Annotated in this window: 16 protein-coding genes and 1 pseudogene; 8 read left to right on the top strand and 9 right to left on the bottom strand. The window is 45.0% G+C overall.

Going from position 1 to position 17,536, the window contains the following annotated elements; translation table 11 throughout:
• Positions 1 to 5: 5 nt before the first annotated feature.
• Positions 6 to 1,379, bottom strand: coding sequence for an SGNH/GDSL hydrolase family protein (locus tag MC7420_RS26870; protein WP_006104340.1), 1,374 nt, complete (start codon positions 1,377 to 1,379; stop codon positions 6 to 8).
• A 148-nt stretch (positions 1,380 to 1,527) separates the two neighbouring features.
• Between MC7420_RS26870 and MC7420_RS26865 the strand changes: the two genes are divergently transcribed.
• Positions 1,528 to 2,028: a low molecular weight protein-tyrosine-phosphatase gene (locus MC7420_RS26865; protein WP_044209952.1), complete on the top strand. Its 501-nt coding sequence runs from the start codon at positions 1,528 to 1,530 to the stop codon at positions 2,026 to 2,028.
• A complete protein-coding gene (locus MC7420_RS26860; RefSeq protein WP_006104528.1) occupies positions 2,025 to 3,479 on the top strand; it encodes a bifunctional orotidine-5'-phosphate decarboxylase/orotate phosphoribosyltransferase in 1,455 nt (484 codons plus the stop codon). Before MC7420_RS26865 ends, MC7420_RS26860 begins: the two co-directional genes overlap by 4 nt.
• Positions 3,480 to 3,654: 175 nt before the next feature.
• On the opposite strand, the gene MC7420_RS26855 is transcribed toward MC7420_RS26860, so the two are convergent.
• The 6 genes from MC7420_RS26855 to MC7420_RS26830 all read right to left on the bottom strand — a co-directional run bounded on the left by MC7420_RS26855 (position 3,655) and on the right by MC7420_RS26830 (position 7,309).
• On the bottom strand, positions 3,655 to 4,083 hold the full coding sequence (locus MC7420_RS26855) for a type II toxin-antitoxin system VapC family toxin (RefSeq protein ID WP_006104481.1): 429 nt from the start codon (positions 4,081 to 4,083) through the stop codon (positions 3,655 to 3,657).
• On the bottom strand, positions 4,080 to 4,406 hold the full coding sequence (locus MC7420_RS26850; protein WP_006104347.1) for a hypothetical protein: 327 nt from the start codon (positions 4,404 to 4,406) through the stop codon (positions 4,080 to 4,082). Before MC7420_RS26850 ends, MC7420_RS26855 begins: the two co-directional genes overlap by 4 nt.
• Positions 4,407 to 4,577: 171 nt before the next feature.
• The gene (locus MC7420_RS35720; RefSeq protein ID WP_006104497.1) at positions 4,578 to 5,063 is read right to left on the bottom strand and encodes a hypothetical protein; all 486 of its coding nucleotides are present in this window, start codon (positions 5,061 to 5,063) and stop codon (positions 4,578 to 4,580) included.
• A complete protein-coding gene (locus MC7420_RS26840; protein WP_006104462.1) occupies positions 5,053 to 6,177 on the bottom strand; it encodes an ATP-binding protein in 1,125 nt (374 codons plus the stop codon). Before MC7420_RS26840 ends, MC7420_RS35720 begins: the two co-directional genes overlap by 11 nt.
• Positions 6,178 to 6,216: 39 nt before the next feature.
• Positions 6,217 to 6,567 carry a hypothetical protein gene (locus tag MC7420_RS26835; protein ID WP_044209946.1) on the bottom strand — a complete coding sequence of 117 codons (351 nt, stop codon included), beginning with the start codon at positions 6,565 to 6,567 and terminating at the stop codon, positions 6,217 to 6,219.
• A 10-nt stretch (positions 6,568 to 6,577) separates the two neighbouring features.
• A complete protein-coding gene (locus MC7420_RS26830; RefSeq protein ID WP_006104383.1) occupies positions 6,578 to 7,309 on the bottom strand; it encodes a hypothetical protein in 732 nt (243 codons plus the stop codon).
• Positions 7,310 to 7,649: 340 nt separating this feature from the next.
• Between MC7420_RS26830 and MC7420_RS26825 the strand changes: the two genes are divergently transcribed.
• The 5 genes and pseudogenes from MC7420_RS26825 to priA all read left to right on the top strand — a co-directional run bounded on the left by MC7420_RS26825 (position 7,650) and on the right by priA (position 13,815).
• Positions 7,650 to 9,008: an NB-ARC domain-containing protein gene (locus MC7420_RS26825; protein WP_006104506.1), complete on the top strand. Its 1,359-nt coding sequence runs from the start codon at positions 7,650 to 7,652 to the stop codon at positions 9,006 to 9,008.
• A 376-nt stretch (positions 9,009 to 9,384) separates the two neighbouring features.
• A pseudogene (locus tag MC7420_RS43930) lies at positions 9,385 to 9,477 on the top strand (UPF0175 family protein); the annotation flags it as partial.
• A gap of 135 nt (positions 9,478 to 9,612) precedes the next feature.
• Positions 9,613 to 10,755: a serine/threonine-protein kinase gene (locus MC7420_RS26820; protein ID WP_006104368.1), complete on the top strand. Its 1,143-nt coding sequence runs from the start codon at positions 9,613 to 9,615 to the stop codon at positions 10,753 to 10,755.
• Positions 10,756 to 10,776: 21 nt separating this feature from the next.
• Complete coding sequence (locus MC7420_RS43530) at positions 10,777 to 10,911, top strand: hypothetical protein (protein WP_269546334.1); 135 nt, start codon at positions 10,777 to 10,779, stop codon at positions 10,909 to 10,911.
• A gap of 393 nt (positions 10,912 to 11,304) precedes the next feature.
• A complete protein-coding gene (gene priA, locus MC7420_RS26815) occupies positions 11,305 to 13,815 on the top strand; it encodes a primosomal protein N' (protein ID WP_006104408.1) in 2,511 nt (836 codons plus the stop codon).
• Positions 13,816 to 14,043: 228 nt separating this feature from the next.
• On the opposite strand, the gene MC7420_RS26810 is transcribed toward priA, so the two are convergent.
• Together MC7420_RS26810 and MC7420_RS26805 are read right to left on the bottom strand one after the other, a co-directional pair.
• Positions 14,044 to 15,072, bottom strand: coding sequence for a hypothetical protein (locus tag MC7420_RS26810; RefSeq protein ID WP_006104470.1), 1,029 nt, complete (start codon positions 15,070 to 15,072; stop codon positions 14,044 to 14,046).
• Positions 15,073 to 15,465: 393 nt separating this feature from the next.
• Positions 15,466 to 16,374 carry an alpha/beta fold hydrolase gene (locus tag MC7420_RS26805; protein ID WP_006104525.1) on the bottom strand — a complete coding sequence of 303 codons (909 nt, stop codon included), beginning with the start codon at positions 16,372 to 16,374 and terminating at the stop codon, positions 15,466 to 15,468.
• A 201-nt stretch (positions 16,375 to 16,575) separates the two neighbouring features.
• Between MC7420_RS26805 and speB the strand changes: the two genes are divergently transcribed.
• A complete protein-coding gene (gene speB / locus MC7420_RS26800) occupies positions 16,576 to 17,484 on the top strand; it encodes an agmatinase (RefSeq protein ID WP_044209944.1) in 909 nt (302 codons plus the stop codon).
• Positions 17,485 to 17,536 lie beyond the last annotated feature (52 nt).

The following is a 17,536-nucleotide window of genomic DNA, read 5'->3' as shown; positions in this document are numbered from 1 at the left end:
TCAAACTAAGGTATAGGTCGAGACGGTGGCACTTGCAGCTCAGATGAAGCCGTCAGCGTTTGGTATAAGCGCTCAGATAAGATGCGGTTGGCTTCCTCGGTCAAATGAATGGCATCCCAAAACGCCCGATCAGAAAAATCGTTATAAACATCGTAGAAGTTCAGCGTTTTTACATTTTCGGGATACCAGCTTTGAAGCTGATCCAGTGATTTGGCTAAAGCCACATAGCCATCTTGGATTCGTGTCTGATAATCTGCTCCTAATTCAACCAAAATTTCCTGCTCTCTGAGTGAAATCTGTTGGTTACCCCCACGACCCGTAATTTCGGGTTGTATGGCGATAATTAAAGGAATTCTTGCCCCAGTTACTAAGCGAATCATTTGCTTGTGGCGATCGCGATAACGGGTAACTCGTTCTTGCAGTTCCTCTGAGTTAACAGGAAGATAGTTAGCTAGGTGGGCTGTACCATTCAATGCCGCTAAACTCAGCCGACTCACCGAGGGTTGGGGACGTACTATCCAGTATTGGATGGCTTTAATCAGATAGGTATTTGTCACCACAGAGGTTAACTCTTGGGAGAGGTGCGTCCAAAAATGCCCAGAGGCATTACTAAGAAAGGTTTCAATATGGGGAATGTCCGTTGCCATGCGATCGCTCGGTAGGAGCAAGTCCATGTATCCATCCAAAACCACGATCGCATCCGGTTGATAGGGCAAAATCTGCAACGCTAACTGAGCCAATTCATTCCCTGATGCATACCCCGGTACAGCCGCATTAATCACCCGATATTGACCATCTTTAATCTTAGGAGGCAACGCCAACGCCTTTTCTAAATCCGGTTTATAGAAGGGCAGATCTGTCGGTCTATATTTCTCCGGAGAACGCTGCTGTTGAGCAACCCGTTCCTTCAGACGCGCTTCCAGTTGAGCTGCAATCGTGGCTTGATTACTGGGATTCCATTGACCAAACGCCGTCGATCCTCCCAGTAAAAAAATCCGAAATTCATTGTTGGGTTTGTCTACAGGAACAGGTTCAGTGTCGCGGAACCCTTGGCGATTAATCTGCCAAAAATTGCTGGTTTGGTCGCCAACTAACTGATAGCCTACAGCGAGACTCCGGTGGGCGGCGAGTCGCCCCTGTTCAGATAACCCCTCGTAAGGCTCGTTATTGTCATTCAAAAACTTGAGGCGGTAAACATTCACGATCGCTGGTTCACCCTCGTAAGCGGCTAATTCAGCGGTTTTGCCCATGACACCCACCAACAGCCGAGTGGACAATTCTAGGAGAATCAAGACAATCGGAATCGCCAAAATGATCGTGAGCAATGGGAAGGGGCGGCGGCGCTTACGGTAGGTGCGACGGCGGCGCGACTTGAACATCAAATACTTTCCTCAAATCATCACAGAATCAGGCGGCTGCGTTGCTAAACTTAACACGGATCGGGTCATCAGACTGACATTAAAATGTGAGGGTTACATCTGAGCGCGGGTTAAAATCCATAGTTGTACAGAACTATCCATTATACCGATGCCCTGCAAGCTACTCTTTGTCTGCCTTGGTAATATCTGCCGTTCTCCCTCCGCCGAGAACATTATGAATCACTTAATTGAACAAGCGGGACTTCAGGAGAGCATTGTCTGCGACTCGGCGGGGACAGGTGATTATCATATTGGTTCTCCTCCCGATGAACGCATGACTCTCGCCGCCAGCCAGCGGGGAATCATCCTTAAAGGGAAAGCCCGACAGTTTCAAGTTCCTGATTTTGAAGCGTTTGACCTGATTTTGGCGATGGATCGGGAGAATTTACGCGACATTCTGTTCCTAGATGCGACGGGGAAGTATGGGGATAAAGTGCGATTAATGTGTGATTTTGCCACTCGTCATCGGATACGAGACGTTCCTGATCCTTATTATGGGGGTCCAGAGGGATTTAACCAAGTGATTGATTTACTCCTCGATGCTTGCGAGGGATTATTGGAGTATGTGATGAAGACCTATTCCCTACCCGCCAAGGGCAAAGTCCAATGAGCTTTTTTGAGAAACTCAATCATGCGATCGCCCACAATCAAAGTTTACTGGTAGTTGGACTCGATCCTAACCCAGAAATGATGCCCAAGCGTTACTCCACCGGAGAATATTCCGGTGATCTGATGGATGGGTTAAAAGATTGGCTGCACGTAATTATCCAGCAAACCGCCGATTTAGTCTGCGCCTATAAGCCCACCTATGGCTTTTACAAGGCGTTGGGCGCACCGGGACTCAATTTATTAGAACAGACACTCGCAGCGATTCCTGACTCCATCCCGATTATTTTAGATGCCAAACATGGTGACTTAAACACTAGCACCGTCTTTGCCGAAACCATTTTTACGCGATCGCGGGTGGATGCGGTTACGCTGAGTCCTTATTCTGGACAAGACCACGTTGCACCCTTTTTAATTTATCCCGGTAAAGCCGTCTTTATTCTCTGCTGCACCTCCAATCCGGCTGCTGTCGCTATCCAGCAGTATCCCCAACCCCAAACCCCCCTTTATTTGCAAGTGGTGAAGGAAGCCAAAACCTGGGGCGCACCCGAAGATTTAGCCCTAGAAGTTGGCACAACCTCTCCCGACGTATTGGCAAAAATTCGGGCAATTGCCCCAGAACGCTTAATTTTAGCCCGGAGTATCTGGGCGGAGGGAGGTGCTGAACTGACCCAAATTTTAGCGGCTGGGTTAAATGCCAATGGTGAGGGGTTATTAATACCAGTTCCCCAGGATATGTTAGCCACAGAAGAACCCGCCGCCGCGATACAACCTCTGCGAGAGGAGATTAATCAGGCAAGAAGGCAAAAGATTCAACAGGGTTCGACTTGTGAGTTATGGATGCCTGATGTCTGTTTTCTCGAACAACATCCCCATCAAGATTTAATTCTTCAACTGTATGACATGGGTTGTATTTTATTTGGCGAATTTGTCCAAGCATCGGGAGCCGTTTTTCCCTACTATATTGATTTGCGAAAAGTTATCTCCAATCCCCAACTTTTCCATCTAATGCTGAGTGCTTATGCCGAGATTCTGCAAGATTTAACCTTTGACCGGATTGCCGGGATTCCTTATGGGTCATTACCCACCGCAACTGGATTATCCCTGCGTCTACATCACCCGATGATTTTTCCCCGTAAAGAGGTGAAAGCCCATGGAACGCGACGAGTGATTGAGGGTCACTTTGAGCCAGGGGAAACGGTAGTAGTGGTGGATGATATTTTGATTAGTGGGAAGAGTGTGATGGAAGGGGCAGCGAAGTTGGAGACAGGGGGATTAAATGTGCAGGATATTGTCGTATTTATTGATCACGAAGGGGGGGTAAAAGATAGATTGAGGGACAATGGTTATCAGGCACATTCCGTGTTAACGATTTCAGAAATTACCCAAACCCTGTATCAAGCGGGGCGAATTACTCAGGAGCAATTTCAGGCATTTAACCACAGTGTTGAATAAGTGAATGTCCCACGCCTTAATTTAAGTTCGTGTTAAGTTTGTAGTTGCGCTTTAGCGCCATAAACACTATAGCGCTGACTACCAAGGTTTCTATAACAATCTCTGCATCCTCACCGAAATCTAGCGCAGAAACCCGGTTTCTTGCCCCCACCCACATCTCAGAGAGGAAAGCAGTTCATCGCTCTGCTTCCCACGGATTAACCAAATCAATACCACAATCCAAAAAGTCGCGTATGTTGCGGGTCGCTAATGTTGCCTGGTGAACTCGGCAAATGGCTGCAATTTGTGCATCAAATTGTGAAATGGGGCGACCGATTTGTTTGCGGTAAGCTGCTATTTGGGAATAAAGTTCAGCGGCTTTTTGATCGAATGCTAAAATTCGCTCTGGCAAGTAATCCTCAAAGACGATCAATGCTCCGTCGAGCAATTTCTGTCGTCGCTGTCCTTCTGGGAGAATTTGAATACCGTACAGAATTTCGGCTTGGGTAATGCTGGTTGTGTACAGTGATGCACCGTTTTGGCTGGCTAACCATTGGCGGATGACACTCGAACCCCTCGGCTGAATGAGTTCCGAAATCACGTTGGTGTCGAGAATGATTTTCATGGTTCGCCAAACAGGGTTTCGTCAACTCGGATGGGTTCCCGTGGCTCGATGGGAATTTCGTTGGATTCGATCTGGCTGAAGTGTCGCTCAAAGACTGCGATGAGCCACTGACCTTCGTTTTCAAAGTTTTCGGGTTGGAGTTCTGGGGCGGGTGTGTGGGGGGTTGGGTGAAGTTCGCGATCGAGAAGCTCGAACAGTTTTTGCTTGTCGGTAGGGTTGAGTTGATAAATGGCTGGCAAGAGTTCATTGAGTGTCATGTCTGCCTCCTGTTGCGTTGTATCTACTATTTTGCCTTCTGGAAACGTCAGGGGTGCGATCGCCAAGCATTGGGTTGAATTTGTGCCTCAAACGTTATGACAGCAAGTCAATGACATTCGTGTTAAGTAGAAGCTATAGATTTATGGTTAAATCGGGCGCACGTCGGTGCGCCCCTACAATGCTAATCCACTAATGAAGGTGTGTCACGCCAATAGTCTGGGTTGTATTAAAGGATGCTATTTGCAATGGTTAACATTCCTAGTTCGAGTAGTAGTCACTACTGTACCCGTTCCTCTACGGGCATTGAAACCGCGACTTTTAAGTTCCGTTACAAATTTATTCGCCTTTGATCGGTTGTAGAACGAGGCTACTATGATTTGATTAGCAGCATTAACATAAGCATCACAGCAGTAATACTTGCGAATTCTTCGTAAATTTGAGTCAGTATAATTCACATAAACACGATACCATTTATTCGTTCCACCTGCACTGATATCACCACAAAAACTCATGGGGAAATAAAATGCCGAAGTCTTTTTAATCGTATTACTTTCAATTTTTTCTTGAGGGGTAAACAATTTAAATAGTCCATAGCCTGTCACAATCAGGAAACTAGCAATCGTTGAAAATATTAACCTTTTTTTGCTAAAAAAATTAGGTTGTTGGTGTTTTTGCAAGGCGACAAGGATCTTTCGCTTAATTTCTTCTTCGTCATTCCTCATCACAATTTCCTTCCCTGGCTATAGCTGCTTTGACTTTTTCAGAGATTTGCTTGTTTTCTTCTGGAGTCAAACTTTTGAATTCTGAATCAACATTAATCCGGGATTTTTTAATACCTTCGATAGACTTAAAAAAATCGTCTAATTCGATCTGTTTTTTTCCCTGGCGTGCAACTCTCATAGCCGCGTCAATTACAGCATTTTTAATATCGCGACCGCAAACATCATCCACTTTAGCGAGTTCTTCAACTAACACATCCTTTGCTTTTGGCATTTTGTCTGGAAGATGTTTTCCCCAGATTTTTTGACGACAGATTTCATCTGGCATGGGAAAGTTTACATGGCGCACTCGCGTTTCAAATGCTTTATCATAATTTTGAACCAAATTAGTAGAAAAAATGACAACTCCGCGAAATCGTTCTAAGCAGATAAGTAACTGACTCCGCATGGAGTTAATGGCTTGTTCAGAACCTTGATTGACGTTGGTTAATCGTTTGGAAAGTAAGGAATCGGCTTCATCGATAAACAGCAAGGCGTTTTCTCGCTCGGCTGCCATAAAAATTGCCTCAACATTTTTGGGTCCTTCGCCATGATACATACTCTCAATTTGAGCATAACTAGCAACTAAGATAGGACGGTTAATTTTAGAGGCGATCGCGTGTGCTGCCAAGGTTTTCCCGGTTCCAGGTTTACCATGAAAGTTGAGTGCTGTACGAGGGAAAGGTTCAATTTGCCGCAATCCCCACTCATCGAAAACTTTGGACTCTAACTGAATTAAGTCAACAGCTAAAAGCAAGTCTTCTTCTACTTCTTTGGTAACGACTAATTGCTCGAATGTAAATAAAGGTTTGCTAGCTTTGTATTTTTTTGCCCGTTCTTCAGGGGACAGATTGTAGTCAGATTTTTTATCCGTATAATCGCTGGATTCAGCAGATATTTTTTGGCTGTTTCTTTGTATTTCAGATTTAGTCCCTACGAGAATCTGAACATTCTCAATATCGGTTTCTTCCAGTAGCTTAGTGACGGCGTTTAAAAGTCTGGATCGACAAAGCGCAGCGGCAGTTTCAGGAACTTGATTTGGAATGCCATTTACAAAAAGAGAAGGAACTTGATTCATTTACAGTAAAACCTATAAATATGTAAATTGTTTGTGGTTCTATATCCACAGTGCAACTTCCTTTCTGCCGTAGCTATGAGCCTCTTTTATTTTCTCATCAACAGAGCCTGCTTTAATAACTCTGGCATCATAAACTTCACCAGCTTTTTGATCGAAAATTCCCTGAACAAAGTTAAAGTCTTCGTTTGCAATAGATTTTTGCAACGTAAAGCCGATCTTCTCTCTATTTCTTATAGCTCTACGATCATTCTCAACCATTAAATAGGCGAATGTTCTAAACCAATTTACTAGGATCTGGAAAGTTAGGTTTAAAAAGTAAACAGTTACATAAAGACAGGCAGAAACTCCCGCCCATACAGCCGCCCAGATTAACAGTGTTAATGGCTCCATTATTTTCTCCTTATTCCACTATAATTACATTTTTGTTACCAAAAGTATCCAGCAACTCTTCGTCCAATTTAACAGCTACTAACTGCCGACCATAAGGTTTACCTGTAGGATCACACACCAATTCATTATTTTTATCTAGAAACATTTGACTGATCTGATGACCTTGGATATGATACTTACGTAATATAGCTCCTTTCTTTATCCTTGGATCGTTTGGGCGAGTGCTGACAAAATACTTGATAGTTTCTTCATAGGTTATCACTGGTATAACTTGTGGTAATTTCATAAGATCACGCAACAATTCGCCAAATTGCACGAATACATCCTGATGGAATCCATCGCCAGGTAAATTTCGATCGGTTAATTTGAAAACGCTTAAACCCTGATCTTTGAAATAGTCTATCATTTTTTTGTCTAAACTTTTCGTAACTAGCTGACGACCATAGGGAGTACCATCTTTACGACAAACAATCCGATTATGTTGATCTAAAAATACCTGCCCTAAGAGTTGACCCTCAACGTGTTCTTGCCGAATAATTACACCTTTGTAAACAGTAAAATCGGCTGGGCGATCGGTCTCAAAAAAAGTCATCACCTGATCAAAAGTTACGACGGTCTGGACTTCCGGTATAGCCAGAATACGCGGTGACCATTTATTGAAATAAGCAACTATTTGCTGTTCCGCCTCGCGAGTGATTGTTTGATCTCTATTAGAGGAGTTTTTAGGAAACCAGCTTACCATAATTTTAAAATTCACCTTATGAGCTAAAGTCGTTACTCTTGAAGTTGGCTATCTAACAAGTAATTAAAAGTAATTTCCAATTTACTATTCAAGGTCTACTCCACCCTTACCCAAAAATAGATACAGAGAGGTTGTTAGGTATTTTCCGGATTCAAAAAATCGCTATATAACTATCATTGTGGCACGCCTTTTTTATGGCGGCAAGCTTAATTAGGTGAATTTAGTGTAGAATGAAAACTTGATTCCAAATTTTATTTGGCGTAAAAAAGAGTAATTTAGTCGCTAAAAGTGAAAAAGAGTGTAATATAGTGTAATGCTAGACTCAGATCCACTTTCAGCTATGGACGTTCAAGAAGTCTTAAACTGGACGGATAACTTGGTGTTCTCAAAAACGGGTAAACATCTCGACTCCCTGCAAAAGGCTGTAGTTGAGGGGACTTGGCAGCGGAAAAAGTATCCAGAAATTGCTAGAAATTGCCACCGTACTCACGATCGCATCAAACAAGTGGCAAGAGAATTATGGCAGTTAATATCGGCAGAATTGGGAGAAGATGTTAGGCAATCTAATTTTCGAGCTATTTTAGAACAAGTCGAATTTTCAAATATCTCAAATTTTGGTTCTGACTATGTGCAAATCGTGGGTGACATTAATTTTTGTAGAGAACATTGTCCTTATCCCAAAGCCAAAAAACACCGATCGCGCTCCTCAAACGCCACCAGCCACAAACCCCAAAAACGCCACGATTTAACCGAAGCACCGGAGTGCGATCGCGTCTACAACCGCACCACAGAACTAACCACCCTAAAACAGTGGATACTCCAAGAAAAAATCCGCATTGTCACTATCTTTGGATTACCGGGTATCGGCAAAACCACCATCGCTAGAGAACTCATCGAACAAATTAAAGATAATTTCGATTATATTCTCTGGCGCAACTGTACCGAAACCCTGACACTGAAATCTCTAAAAACCAACTTAATTCAGTTCTTTTCTCAAGATAGAGAAACCAAACTCCCCTCCCTAATCGACTATCTGCGATCGCATCCCTGCCTAATCATCCTCGACGACTTCCAAGAACTCTTTGCCAGTGGTGAATTAGCAGGCACCTATCTACCAGACTGTGAAAATTACAGGAAATTCTGGCAACAAATGGCGCGAACACCTCACCACAGTTGCTTCCTACTCATGAGTTGGGAAAAACCCACAGAAATTGCCATCTTAGAAGGAGAAAACCGCCACTGCCGCACATTACAGCTTGGTGGTTTGGGAGAGTCTGCGGCGGAACTCTTGACGAACAAAAGGTTAACCGATGAGGATAAATGGTGGGAACTTATCGAATGTTACGGCGGCAATCCATCCTGGTTAAATATAATCGCTTCTACCATCCAAGATTTATTTAACAGTAGCGTTGATCGCTTCTTATCCTATCCCAATCTATTTCTGGGAGACTTAGAACCCAGATTAAAGGCACAATATCAACGATTATCTGAATCTGAGCAAATGGTAACGCTGTGGTTAGCGAACCAAAATGCGGCAGACATTTCCCTCAAACCCGCCGAGTTAGCATTGTCTGATTCCGATTTTTTGAAGGCGGTACAATCTTTGAGGAAACGGGGTTTAATTGAAAAAATAACCGATAACGGATCATCGCTGTTCGCCGTTCAAGCTTTAGTTAAAGCATATTTGAAAGAGAGATAAGCTGTTCGGCATTTAAACCTTAATATCAGTAATGGCGAAAACCTTGTAGTGCGTTAAGCGAAGCCATGCCGCAGGCTTTGCATCTTGCTCGCTACTAATACCCAATTTAAATGCATGACAGCTTAAGTTCGTAGTTGCGCTGTCTTCGCCATAAACATTTTAGGGCTGACTACCAAGTACATCCCAGAAACCGGGTTTCTATGAATCTCTGCATCCTCTCCGAAATCTATCGCAGAAACCCGGTTTCTAGCCCCCAGGCGGAGAGATAGTCTCCGTTGGAGGGTACTACGATTCTGGCTCAGAAACCCGGTTTCCTAATCCTCCAGACCACTATAATAAGATCGATCAGCCCCAATTTGGCTACGATAAACTGCTTATGACTGTACTCATCTCAGACGAAATCCTGCAAGCCTCTCAGCTTACCCCAAGCGAGTTTCGCCAAGAAGTAGAATTACACCTGTTTCAAACCGTGTAAGCATCCTAAACGAAATTAAGTTGAGACGGAACAAAGTAATAGGATAATAGAATAAAAGGATAAGAGTAAAAAAACTACTCCTCATTTAGAGGCAAAATAGAGATAAACGCTGAATTGCCAACTACCCCCATGAGTTACTGTCTCAATCCTAACTGTACCAACCCCCAAAATCCCGCCGGAACCAAATTTTGCCTCACCTGTGGGTCAAAGATACGCCTCAAGGAACGATATCGCACAGTTCAACCCTTGGGACAAGGCGGTTTTGGGCGAACGTTTTTAGCGGTGGATGAGGATAAACCCTCTCATCCCCCCTGTGTGATTAAGCAGTTTTTCCCCCAAGCCCAGGGAACCAGTACGGTACAAAAAGCGGCGCAGTTATTTACCCAAGAAGCAGTACGGTTAGATGAGTTGGGTAAACATCCCCAGATTCCAGAACTGTTAGCGTATTTTTGCCAAGATAATCATCAATATTTGGTGCAAGAGTTTATTGAGGGCGAAGATTTAGCCCAGGAGTTGGCAAGAAAAGGCATATTTACAGAAGTCCAAGTTCGCGATGTGTTGAATAATTTGTTGCCTGTTTTACAATTCGTTCATCAGCATCATGTGATTCACCGCGATATTAAACCGGAAAATATTATTCGTCGAAATCGCGATAAGCAACTGTTTCTGGTCGATTTTGGTGCATCAAAAGTGGCGACAGGGACAGCGTTAGCCAGAACCGGGACAGTGATTGGTTCGGTGGGGTATGTCGCGCCTGAACAAAGTATCGGTAAAGCAGTATTTGCGAGTGATATCTATAGTCTCGGCGTGATGTGTATCCATCTGCTAACGGGAATCCATCCCTTTGACTTGTTTGATGTGAATCAGGGGGTTTGGGTATGGCGACAAGGGTTAAAAAATCCAGTGAGCGATCGCGTGGCTAAAATTTTAGATAAGATGTTAGTCAGTGCGACGAATCAGCGCTATCAATCGGTGGCGGAGATACTCCAGGATTTAGAGCCTCAAACCCCTGTGGCTAAGGTTAAATCAGTAAAACCTACACCCCCTCCAGCTTCAGCGCCAATGAAGCCCCAGCCAAATTCGCCTCAATATGGGAAAGGGTTAGATAAAGAATTAGCGGATTTGAAGTCTGAGTTTTTGCAGCCACCGACATCTAAAAGTACCCCACCCAAATCGACACCGCCGACTAAAGGTTCTGCCAATACTCAAAAAACTAAAAGTCAAATGGACAGGGAATTAGAGGAAATCAAGTCTCAGTTTTTGGAAGAATAGGTTGTCGCTGACCAAGAGATTTTGAAGCAGGCAGTGGATGCTTGGGAAGCTGAACGAAATCAGGCAGATTTTGTAAAAATCCGCGATCGCGCTCTTGAGTTTAACCTCTTCTCCCATACTGAAGTTCCCAATACAGCCCAAGCGGCATCGAGATAATGCCGCTCGCTCAAAAGAAATCTGGGCTTCTTCTGGTTAAGTTGACACCAATGGGCATTGCCGTGTCCCTGCTTTCTGCCTTTTGCTATAGAATATACGTTCTCTAAAATTTGGCTAGGTGATTACCGATGAAACCGCCAAATTCTACTGGTGTCCCGTTTAGGGAGGATTTCTGGATTTGCCTCATCCATACTAAGATAGTAGCTCCGATAAAAAGATAAGTTTTATCAATGATTGACGTTAGCATTTATCTTTGAAGTTAATGATTCAGATGAATTACTTGATGACTCTGTAGAGACGCGCCATGGCACGTCTTTATATGAGAACTGCTAACTGGGGTTATTGAATCGATGTTCCCCCAGTCGCTGTGAGAAAAATTGAGAGGTTATCGTTGTGTCTGATTCCCCGACAAGTTTAATTGTGGCAGAACCGAAAGCAACCTATCAATCCGGTGGTGATCATCAGAATTGCTGGGTGGAGACGCTGGTGGATTGTCCGGGACTCGAGGGACTGTTGACGTACCGCATCCCGGCGGATTTGTCGGTTAAACCGGGAGATATTTTAACGGTGCCATTGAATAACCGACAGGTGGGGGGAATCGCAATTCGGTTACTGGCTTCTCCCCCTGCTGATGTGCCATTGGCGAAAATCCGGGAGGTGGAGGATGTTGTCTGTACTGGGTTTTTTGGGACATCCTATTGGCAGGTATTGGAACAAGTGGCGCAGTATTACTGCACACCCCTGATATCCGTAGTTCGGGGGGCATTACCACCGGGATTGTTGATGCGATCGCAACGGCGAGTTCGTCTGCATCGAGAGGCGCTTCCTGATGGTGCAGATACGTTTGTCGGTCGAACGGCGCGTCAGATTTTAGCACTCCTAGACGCCCAACCGGAAGGAGATTACAGCGTCGCCTATCTACAACGCCAGGTGAAAGGGGCGCGTCGCGGGGTAAAAGATTTACTTAAACGCGGCTGGGTAGAAAGTTATTTGAAACCGCCCCAACCCTCTCGCCCGAAGCTGAAGAAAGCTGTCACTCTCGTCGCGGATGGCTTTGAATCTGATATCACCGAACGACAACGGGAAGTATTAGATGTACTGCGGCGTCGGGGTGGGGATATGTGGCTGAATGAGTTATTGCAAGTCTGTCATGCTACGTCTTCTATTGTTAACAAGCTGGCAGAAAAAGGGTATGTCGTCGTTGAATACCGGGAAATTCTCAGAACCTTGGATCAGCCGAATGTGGCAGATGATCGCCCTAAAGTATTGACAGATACGCAAACCTATGCATTGAAAACGATTCAAAGTTTGGATGAGTATAACCAAGTGCTATTGCATGGGGTAACGGGTTCCGGGAAAACCGAGGTTTATCTACAAGCGATCGCGCCGTTGTTAAGGGCGGGAAAATCTGCCCTGGTGTTAGTTCCAGAGATTGGGCTAACCCCGCAACTCACCGATCGATTTCGCGCCCGCTTTGGCAAAAAGGTGAACGTGTATCACAGTGGGTTATCCCATGGGGAACGTTATGATACCTGGCGACAAGTATTAAGTGGAGAACCCCAGGTCGTCATTGGTACGCGATCGGCTGTTTTTGTGCCGTTACCCAAATTGGGTCTAATTATATTAGATGAAGAACACGACTCCAGTTTCAAGCAAGACAGTCTTTCTCCCACCTATCATGCCCGTACCGTTGCCCAATGGCGGGCGGAATTGGAAAATTGTCCTCTGGTTTTGGGTTCAGCTACCCCGTCTCTAGAAACCTGGGTTGCTGTCAACGGTCAACAAGCCAATCTCAACACAGACGCCCCCTGTAAAACCTATTACCTTTCATTACCCGAACGCATCCAATCCCGCCCCTTACCTCCTGTGGAAATTGTGGATATGAGACAGGAGTTAAAGCAGGGGAATCGTTCTATTTTCAGCCGTTCTCTCCAAGATAAGTTACATCAGTTGAAACAAAAGCAGCGACAAGGGATTTTATTTATTCCCCGTCGTGGACATAGTACGTTTGTCTCCTGTCGCAGTTGCGGCTATGTGATTGAATGTCCGGACTGTGATGTGTCCCTGTCCTATCACTATGCTTATGAGGGGGCAAATCAACTCTTACGTTGTCACTATTGCAACTACACAACCGCCCATCCTAATAATTGTCCCGAATGTGGTTCACCTTACCTCAAGTTTTTTGGTAGTGGCACACAACGGGTGGAACAGGAGTTGGCTAAGGCATTTCCTGATTTACGGGTAATTCGCTTTGATAGTGATACCACCCGTAACAAGGGGGCGCATCGAACCCTGTTAACTCAGTTTGCCAATGGGGAAGCGGACTTATTAATCGGGACGCAAATGTTAACCAAGGGATTAGACTTAGCAGGAGTTACCTTAGTCGGCGTTGTCGCCGCCGATGGATTATTACACTTATCTGATTATCGGGCAGCCGAACGAGCATTTCAAACCTTAACCCAAGTCGCAGGTCGGGCGGGTCGGGGAGATGAACCGGGTCAGGTGATTGTCCAAACTTATTCACCTCAACATCCGGTGATTCAGGCGGTGAAAACCCATGGGTATGAGGTGTTTACCGAGGCGGAATTAGCACAACGGGAATCGTTGAATTATCCTCCTTATGGGCATCTGATTTTATTGCGGTTAAGTGGGTTGGAAGAGATGGTGGTTGAGCAGGCGGCGGAGAGGTTAGCGGAATGGTTAAGTCAGGTGAGTTCCGGGTATGAGATATTAGGACCGGCGCCTGCGGGGATTATGCGAATCGCTCGTCGTTATCGGTGGCAGATTTTGCTCAAATTTCCGCCAGATGTAGCGGTAGGATTACCCGATGTGGCGGCTTTGCAGCGGATTTGTCCGCCGGATGTGAGTTTGACGATTGATGTTGATCCGCTGAATATGATGTAGGGGGTCATTCGTCCTTTGTCATTCTTAATTCAGCAAGCCCTATTGTAGGGGCGACCCGCCGCACACCGCTAAAACTACCCACCGATTAATTTTATCGGGTCGCCCGACATCAGATATCGGTAATGATCTAACACCATTTAGCAGTAAGAAATTTTCTACCTTCTGCCTTATAGCAAAAGGCAGAAGTTGGCACTCCAGGTACGCAGAGGAATTTAAATGAAATGACAACTACGCCGAATTTTCCAACGCTGCAACGGGCAAAGATTCGGGAAATACTTCAGGCGAAAACATTTCCCACAATACTTTGAAATAGGGTAAAACAAGCGAAATTTGCTGCTGAGACAAACGTTTACCAAATTCCAATCCTAACAGATGAATCATTTGCCGAACTAATTCCCACCCTACATTTAGAGTCGGGTAGAGCATGACACACAAGGGAAACAATTCCTGTTGGATGGGCGCAATACTCCTTTCCAAAACACAAAGCCACAGGTAAATCTGGAACATTTCCACATCCCGAATACTGGCAGATTTCACCGTAGGGTTCACTAAGCTACCACTATAACAGTGATAGTGTGGATGTAAATCGCTAATTCGGGTGGCAATTTCTTGAGCAATTAATGCTTGATCCGGTAAGATTTGCCGTAGAGAAACCAAAGCTAATGATTGATGATCATAGTTGGCGGCAGTTTTGTATAGTCGTTGTAAGGGCATATACAGACAATCATCAATCACCTGGAAATAAACACTCACTGTAGCTTGTTCTTGAGGTGACAGTGATTTCAGTAGTAACTGACCACTATAGTGAAACTGCATACTCACAAACGCAATCACTCTGGGATCAATTGCTGTATAATTGTGTCGAATGCGACCTAAATCTGATGCTAAAAATAAACATAAACGTTCGGGGATGACTTGATCGGCATAAGCGAGCAATACTTTCTCATAGATTGAGTAAGTATCTTTCGTAATTTGCCAAGGATCAATTAGGCGATAGTTAATACCTTGTCGCTTGATTTGTTGACAGAGTAATGCTTCGGTTTTTGCCCAAGCTTGAATCGTTACCGATCGCAAGGAATCAAGCAACCGCTGCGCTATAACGGCTCGTAATCCTGGAGAATTCGACTGCCACGTTTTGTCTGATGTACTGTGTTGTTGGACATACTTTTTTGCCCAGAGTTTGGATAGCTTTCTTGCCGTCGCGATCTTCGCTGTCTGCGACGGTTGAGAATTACCTCGCTTATCCTTTGTACTCATGACACACCCCTTGTTTAGAACGTCAATGCAGTCCGTAAAATGGCGGTAGCAATAAAGTCAACAGTAAAAAAAGGCTGTTTGGTAGCTAATGTGACAATTTTTAATTAAGTCGGATGACTAAATCGGTGTTCTAGCACGCTGGCTCACCAATAGCTGCTTGTTCCTTGCTTTCCAACTCTCTAATTATCTACTCACCAGTCAAAGGATAGTCTTTTTTGAAAAAATTCTCAATAGTCATTTTTTCAGGGATTGCTGAATAAGTCTTGTGGTGAGGCGAGGGAACAGGGAACAGTGAATGAGAGAGATGGGGGAACTAGGGCAACAAATGACGTAGCTTGCTTCTCACTCCCTTGAGTATGACAAATGACAAATGATAAATGACAAATGACGAAACTAAACCGAATGCTGTAAAATCCAATCCTGCAAAATGGGATTAACAACCTCAGGGGCTTCATCTTGGGGACAATGACCTAAACCGTCTAAGGGGACAAATTGTTCCACAGCGGGATAATTGACCCATTCTTTTGCTTCCGCGATGGGTTCCCAAGGATCATCAGTTCCCCACAAAATCAGTGTGGGACACTGTAACTGAGGTAATAAGTCTTCGGCTAGAGGTCCTGCGGAATAGCGGGTAAATGCGATAAAAACATCAGCCGCACCCACATCAGCTGCCGGTTTCATTAGCAAGTCGATTAATTCATCAGTCACTGCCTCGGATTTGCGATACGCTTGCAATAAAATTTTACGCACCACCTGTGGCTTCGCCAGTTGACGAAAAAAGAGTTGTCCCACCCACTTAACTCCCAGTAACTGTTGTACCATGGGTGCGCCGATGCGACGATGCCAAGGTAACGTCACTCGTTTGCGATCGTGCAGCATCCGCAGGGAACAGTTGATCAGGGTAACGCCCAATACCCTATCTGGACAATCCACAGCCGCTTGCATCGCTACAACACAGCCAATTGAATTCCCCACCAAAAACGCTGGAGTCTCTACGACTTCCCGGCAAAAATCAATGACTTGTTGTCCCCAAGTTTCAAAGGTATACTCCACGTCAAGTCCCGGCATCGGTTTGGCAGAGGCTCCAAAACCAATTAAGTCAATGGCATAGCATCGACAGGATTCTGCTAATACAGGTAAATTCTTACGCCAATGTCCACAAGATGCACCAAAGCCATGCACCATCACTACCGCTGGTCCAGAATTGCCGTGGACTTGATAGGCAATGGGAAAACCCCGCCATGTCCAGATGTGAGTGTCGCGTTCAGGGCGTTTGGGTAGGGTGGAGGAGGGAAAGGTCATGAGGATTCCAAGAGTACAGGTTTACTGTTTATATTTTGTAATAAATTAACTCAGACGTTCTGGCGAAATATCTCTACTTCTTCTCCAGCACTAACCCCTATGACTAGACTGACGTTCTAGAGACGCGCCATGGCAGGTCTCTACACTCAAAACTCGTCTTGTGTCAAAATTAACCTTAAGAAATTCTTTGGTGCGTCCCCTATGTTGGTGCAAACGTCTGCTGCTGTTATCCCTTTCCTGGGATCGGAAATTCAGGCATCCTACAAAGCGTCACGAGTGGTTATTTTGCCGATTCCCTACGAGGCAACCACAACCTATCGTAAAGGCACAGAAAATGGACCCGATGCGCTCTTGGAGGCGTCAATCCAGCTCGAATACTACGATGATGAGTTGGAACGGGAGATTTGTAAAGACGCTAGGATTTATACACATGGTGCGATCGCAGATACCAGAGGCGGACAACAGATTTCTGCCCAAACCATGCTGACAGATACTCGCGACACCGTATCTGGGCTGATCGATGATGGTAAATTTGTGATTGCGATTGGGGGTGAACATAGCATTACCACGGGACTTGTAGACGCCTACCGTCAAAAGAGTCACGAACCCTTCACCGTAGTGCAAATAGACGCCCACGGAGATTTACGCCACGAATACGAAGGCTCAATTTATAACCACGCCTGTGTGATGCGTCGGATTGTGGATATGGGATTACCAACATTACCCGTCGCCATTCGCAGTCTTTGTCAAGAAGAAGCGGACTTAATTAAACAAAAATCTATCCCCGTAATTTGGGCGCGACACATTGCCCAAAATCCCCACTGGATAGAGGAAGCGATCGCGACTATCCCAACAGAGCGAGTATTTATTACCATTGACTTAGATGGCATTGATCCGGCTTCAATGCCAGGGGTTGGCACTCCCGAACCGGGTGGGCTGCATTGGTATGCACTCCTAACCTTTTTGCGACGATTGTTTGAAACCCATCAGGTCATCGGTTGCGATGTAATGGAGTTGGCTCCCGTGGTTGATTCAGTGGTCTCCCAATTTACAGCCGCTAAACTGGTTTACAAACTCATCGGCTATCAAACTCTGGCACAAAGGTGGTAGCGATGGCTGAAATTCACTGCCTGATCCAGGAGGATCGGCAAAGGGGAACGGG

The organism is Coleofasciculus chthonoplastes PCC 7420, assembly GCF_000155555.1.
Lineage (GTDB): Bacteria > Cyanobacteriota > Cyanobacteriia > Cyanobacteriales > Coleofasciculaceae > Coleofasciculus > Coleofasciculus chthonoplastes_A.
This window is presented reverse-complemented; position numbering and strand designations above follow the sequence as displayed.

Excerpts from the sequence above, each read along its gene's own strand:
- MC7420_RS26810 (WP_006104470.1), bottom strand. The coding sequence starts at position 15,072 with ATGAGTACAAAGGATAAGCGAGGTAATTCTCAACCGTCGCAGACAGCG.
- MC7420_RS26860 (WP_006104528.1), top strand. The coding sequence starts at position 2,025 with ATGAGCTTTTTTGAGAAACTCAATCATGCGATCGCCCACAATCAAAGT.
- MC7420_RS26820 (WP_006104368.1), top strand. The coding sequence starts at position 9,613 with ATGAGTTACTGTCTCAATCCTAACTGTACCAACCCCCAAAATCCCGCC.
- MC7420_RS26825 (WP_006104506.1), top strand. The coding sequence starts at position 7,650 with ATGGACGTTCAAGAAGTCTTAAACTGGACGGATAACTTGGTGTTCTCA.
- MC7420_RS26835 (WP_044209946.1), bottom strand. The coding sequence starts at position 6,567 with ATGGAGCCATTAACACTGTTAATCTGGGCGGCTGTATGGGCGGGAGTT.
- MC7420_RS26830 (WP_006104383.1), bottom strand. The coding sequence starts at position 7,309 with ATGGTAAGCTGGTTTCCTAAAAACTCCTCTAATAGAGATCAAACAATC.
- MC7420_RS26870 (WP_006104340.1), bottom strand. The coding sequence starts at position 1,379 with ATGTTCAAGTCGCGCCGCCGTCGCACCTACCGTAAGCGCCGCCGCCCC.
- MC7420_RS26840 (WP_006104462.1), bottom strand. The coding sequence starts at position 6,177 with ATGAATCAAGTTCCTTCTCTTTTTGTAAATGGCATTCCAAATCAAGTT.
- MC7420_RS26805 (WP_006104525.1), bottom strand. The coding sequence starts at position 16,374 with ATGACCTTTCCCTCCTCCACCCTACCCAAACGCCCTGAACGCGACACT.
- speB (WP_044209944.1), top strand. The coding sequence starts at position 16,576 with ATGTTGGTGCAAACGTCTGCTGCTGTTATCCCTTTCCTGGGATCGGAA.
- MC7420_RS26865 (WP_044209952.1), top strand. The coding sequence starts at position 1,528 with ATGCCCTGCAAGCTACTCTTTGTCTGCCTTGGTAATATCTGCCGTTCT.
- MC7420_RS26855 (WP_006104481.1), bottom strand. The coding sequence starts at position 4,083 with ATGAAAATCATTCTCGACACCAACGTGATTTCGGAACTCATTCAGCCG.
- MC7420_RS35720 (WP_006104497.1), bottom strand. The coding sequence starts at position 5,063 with ATGAGGAATGACGAAGAAGAAATTAAGCGAAAGATCCTTGTCGCCTTG.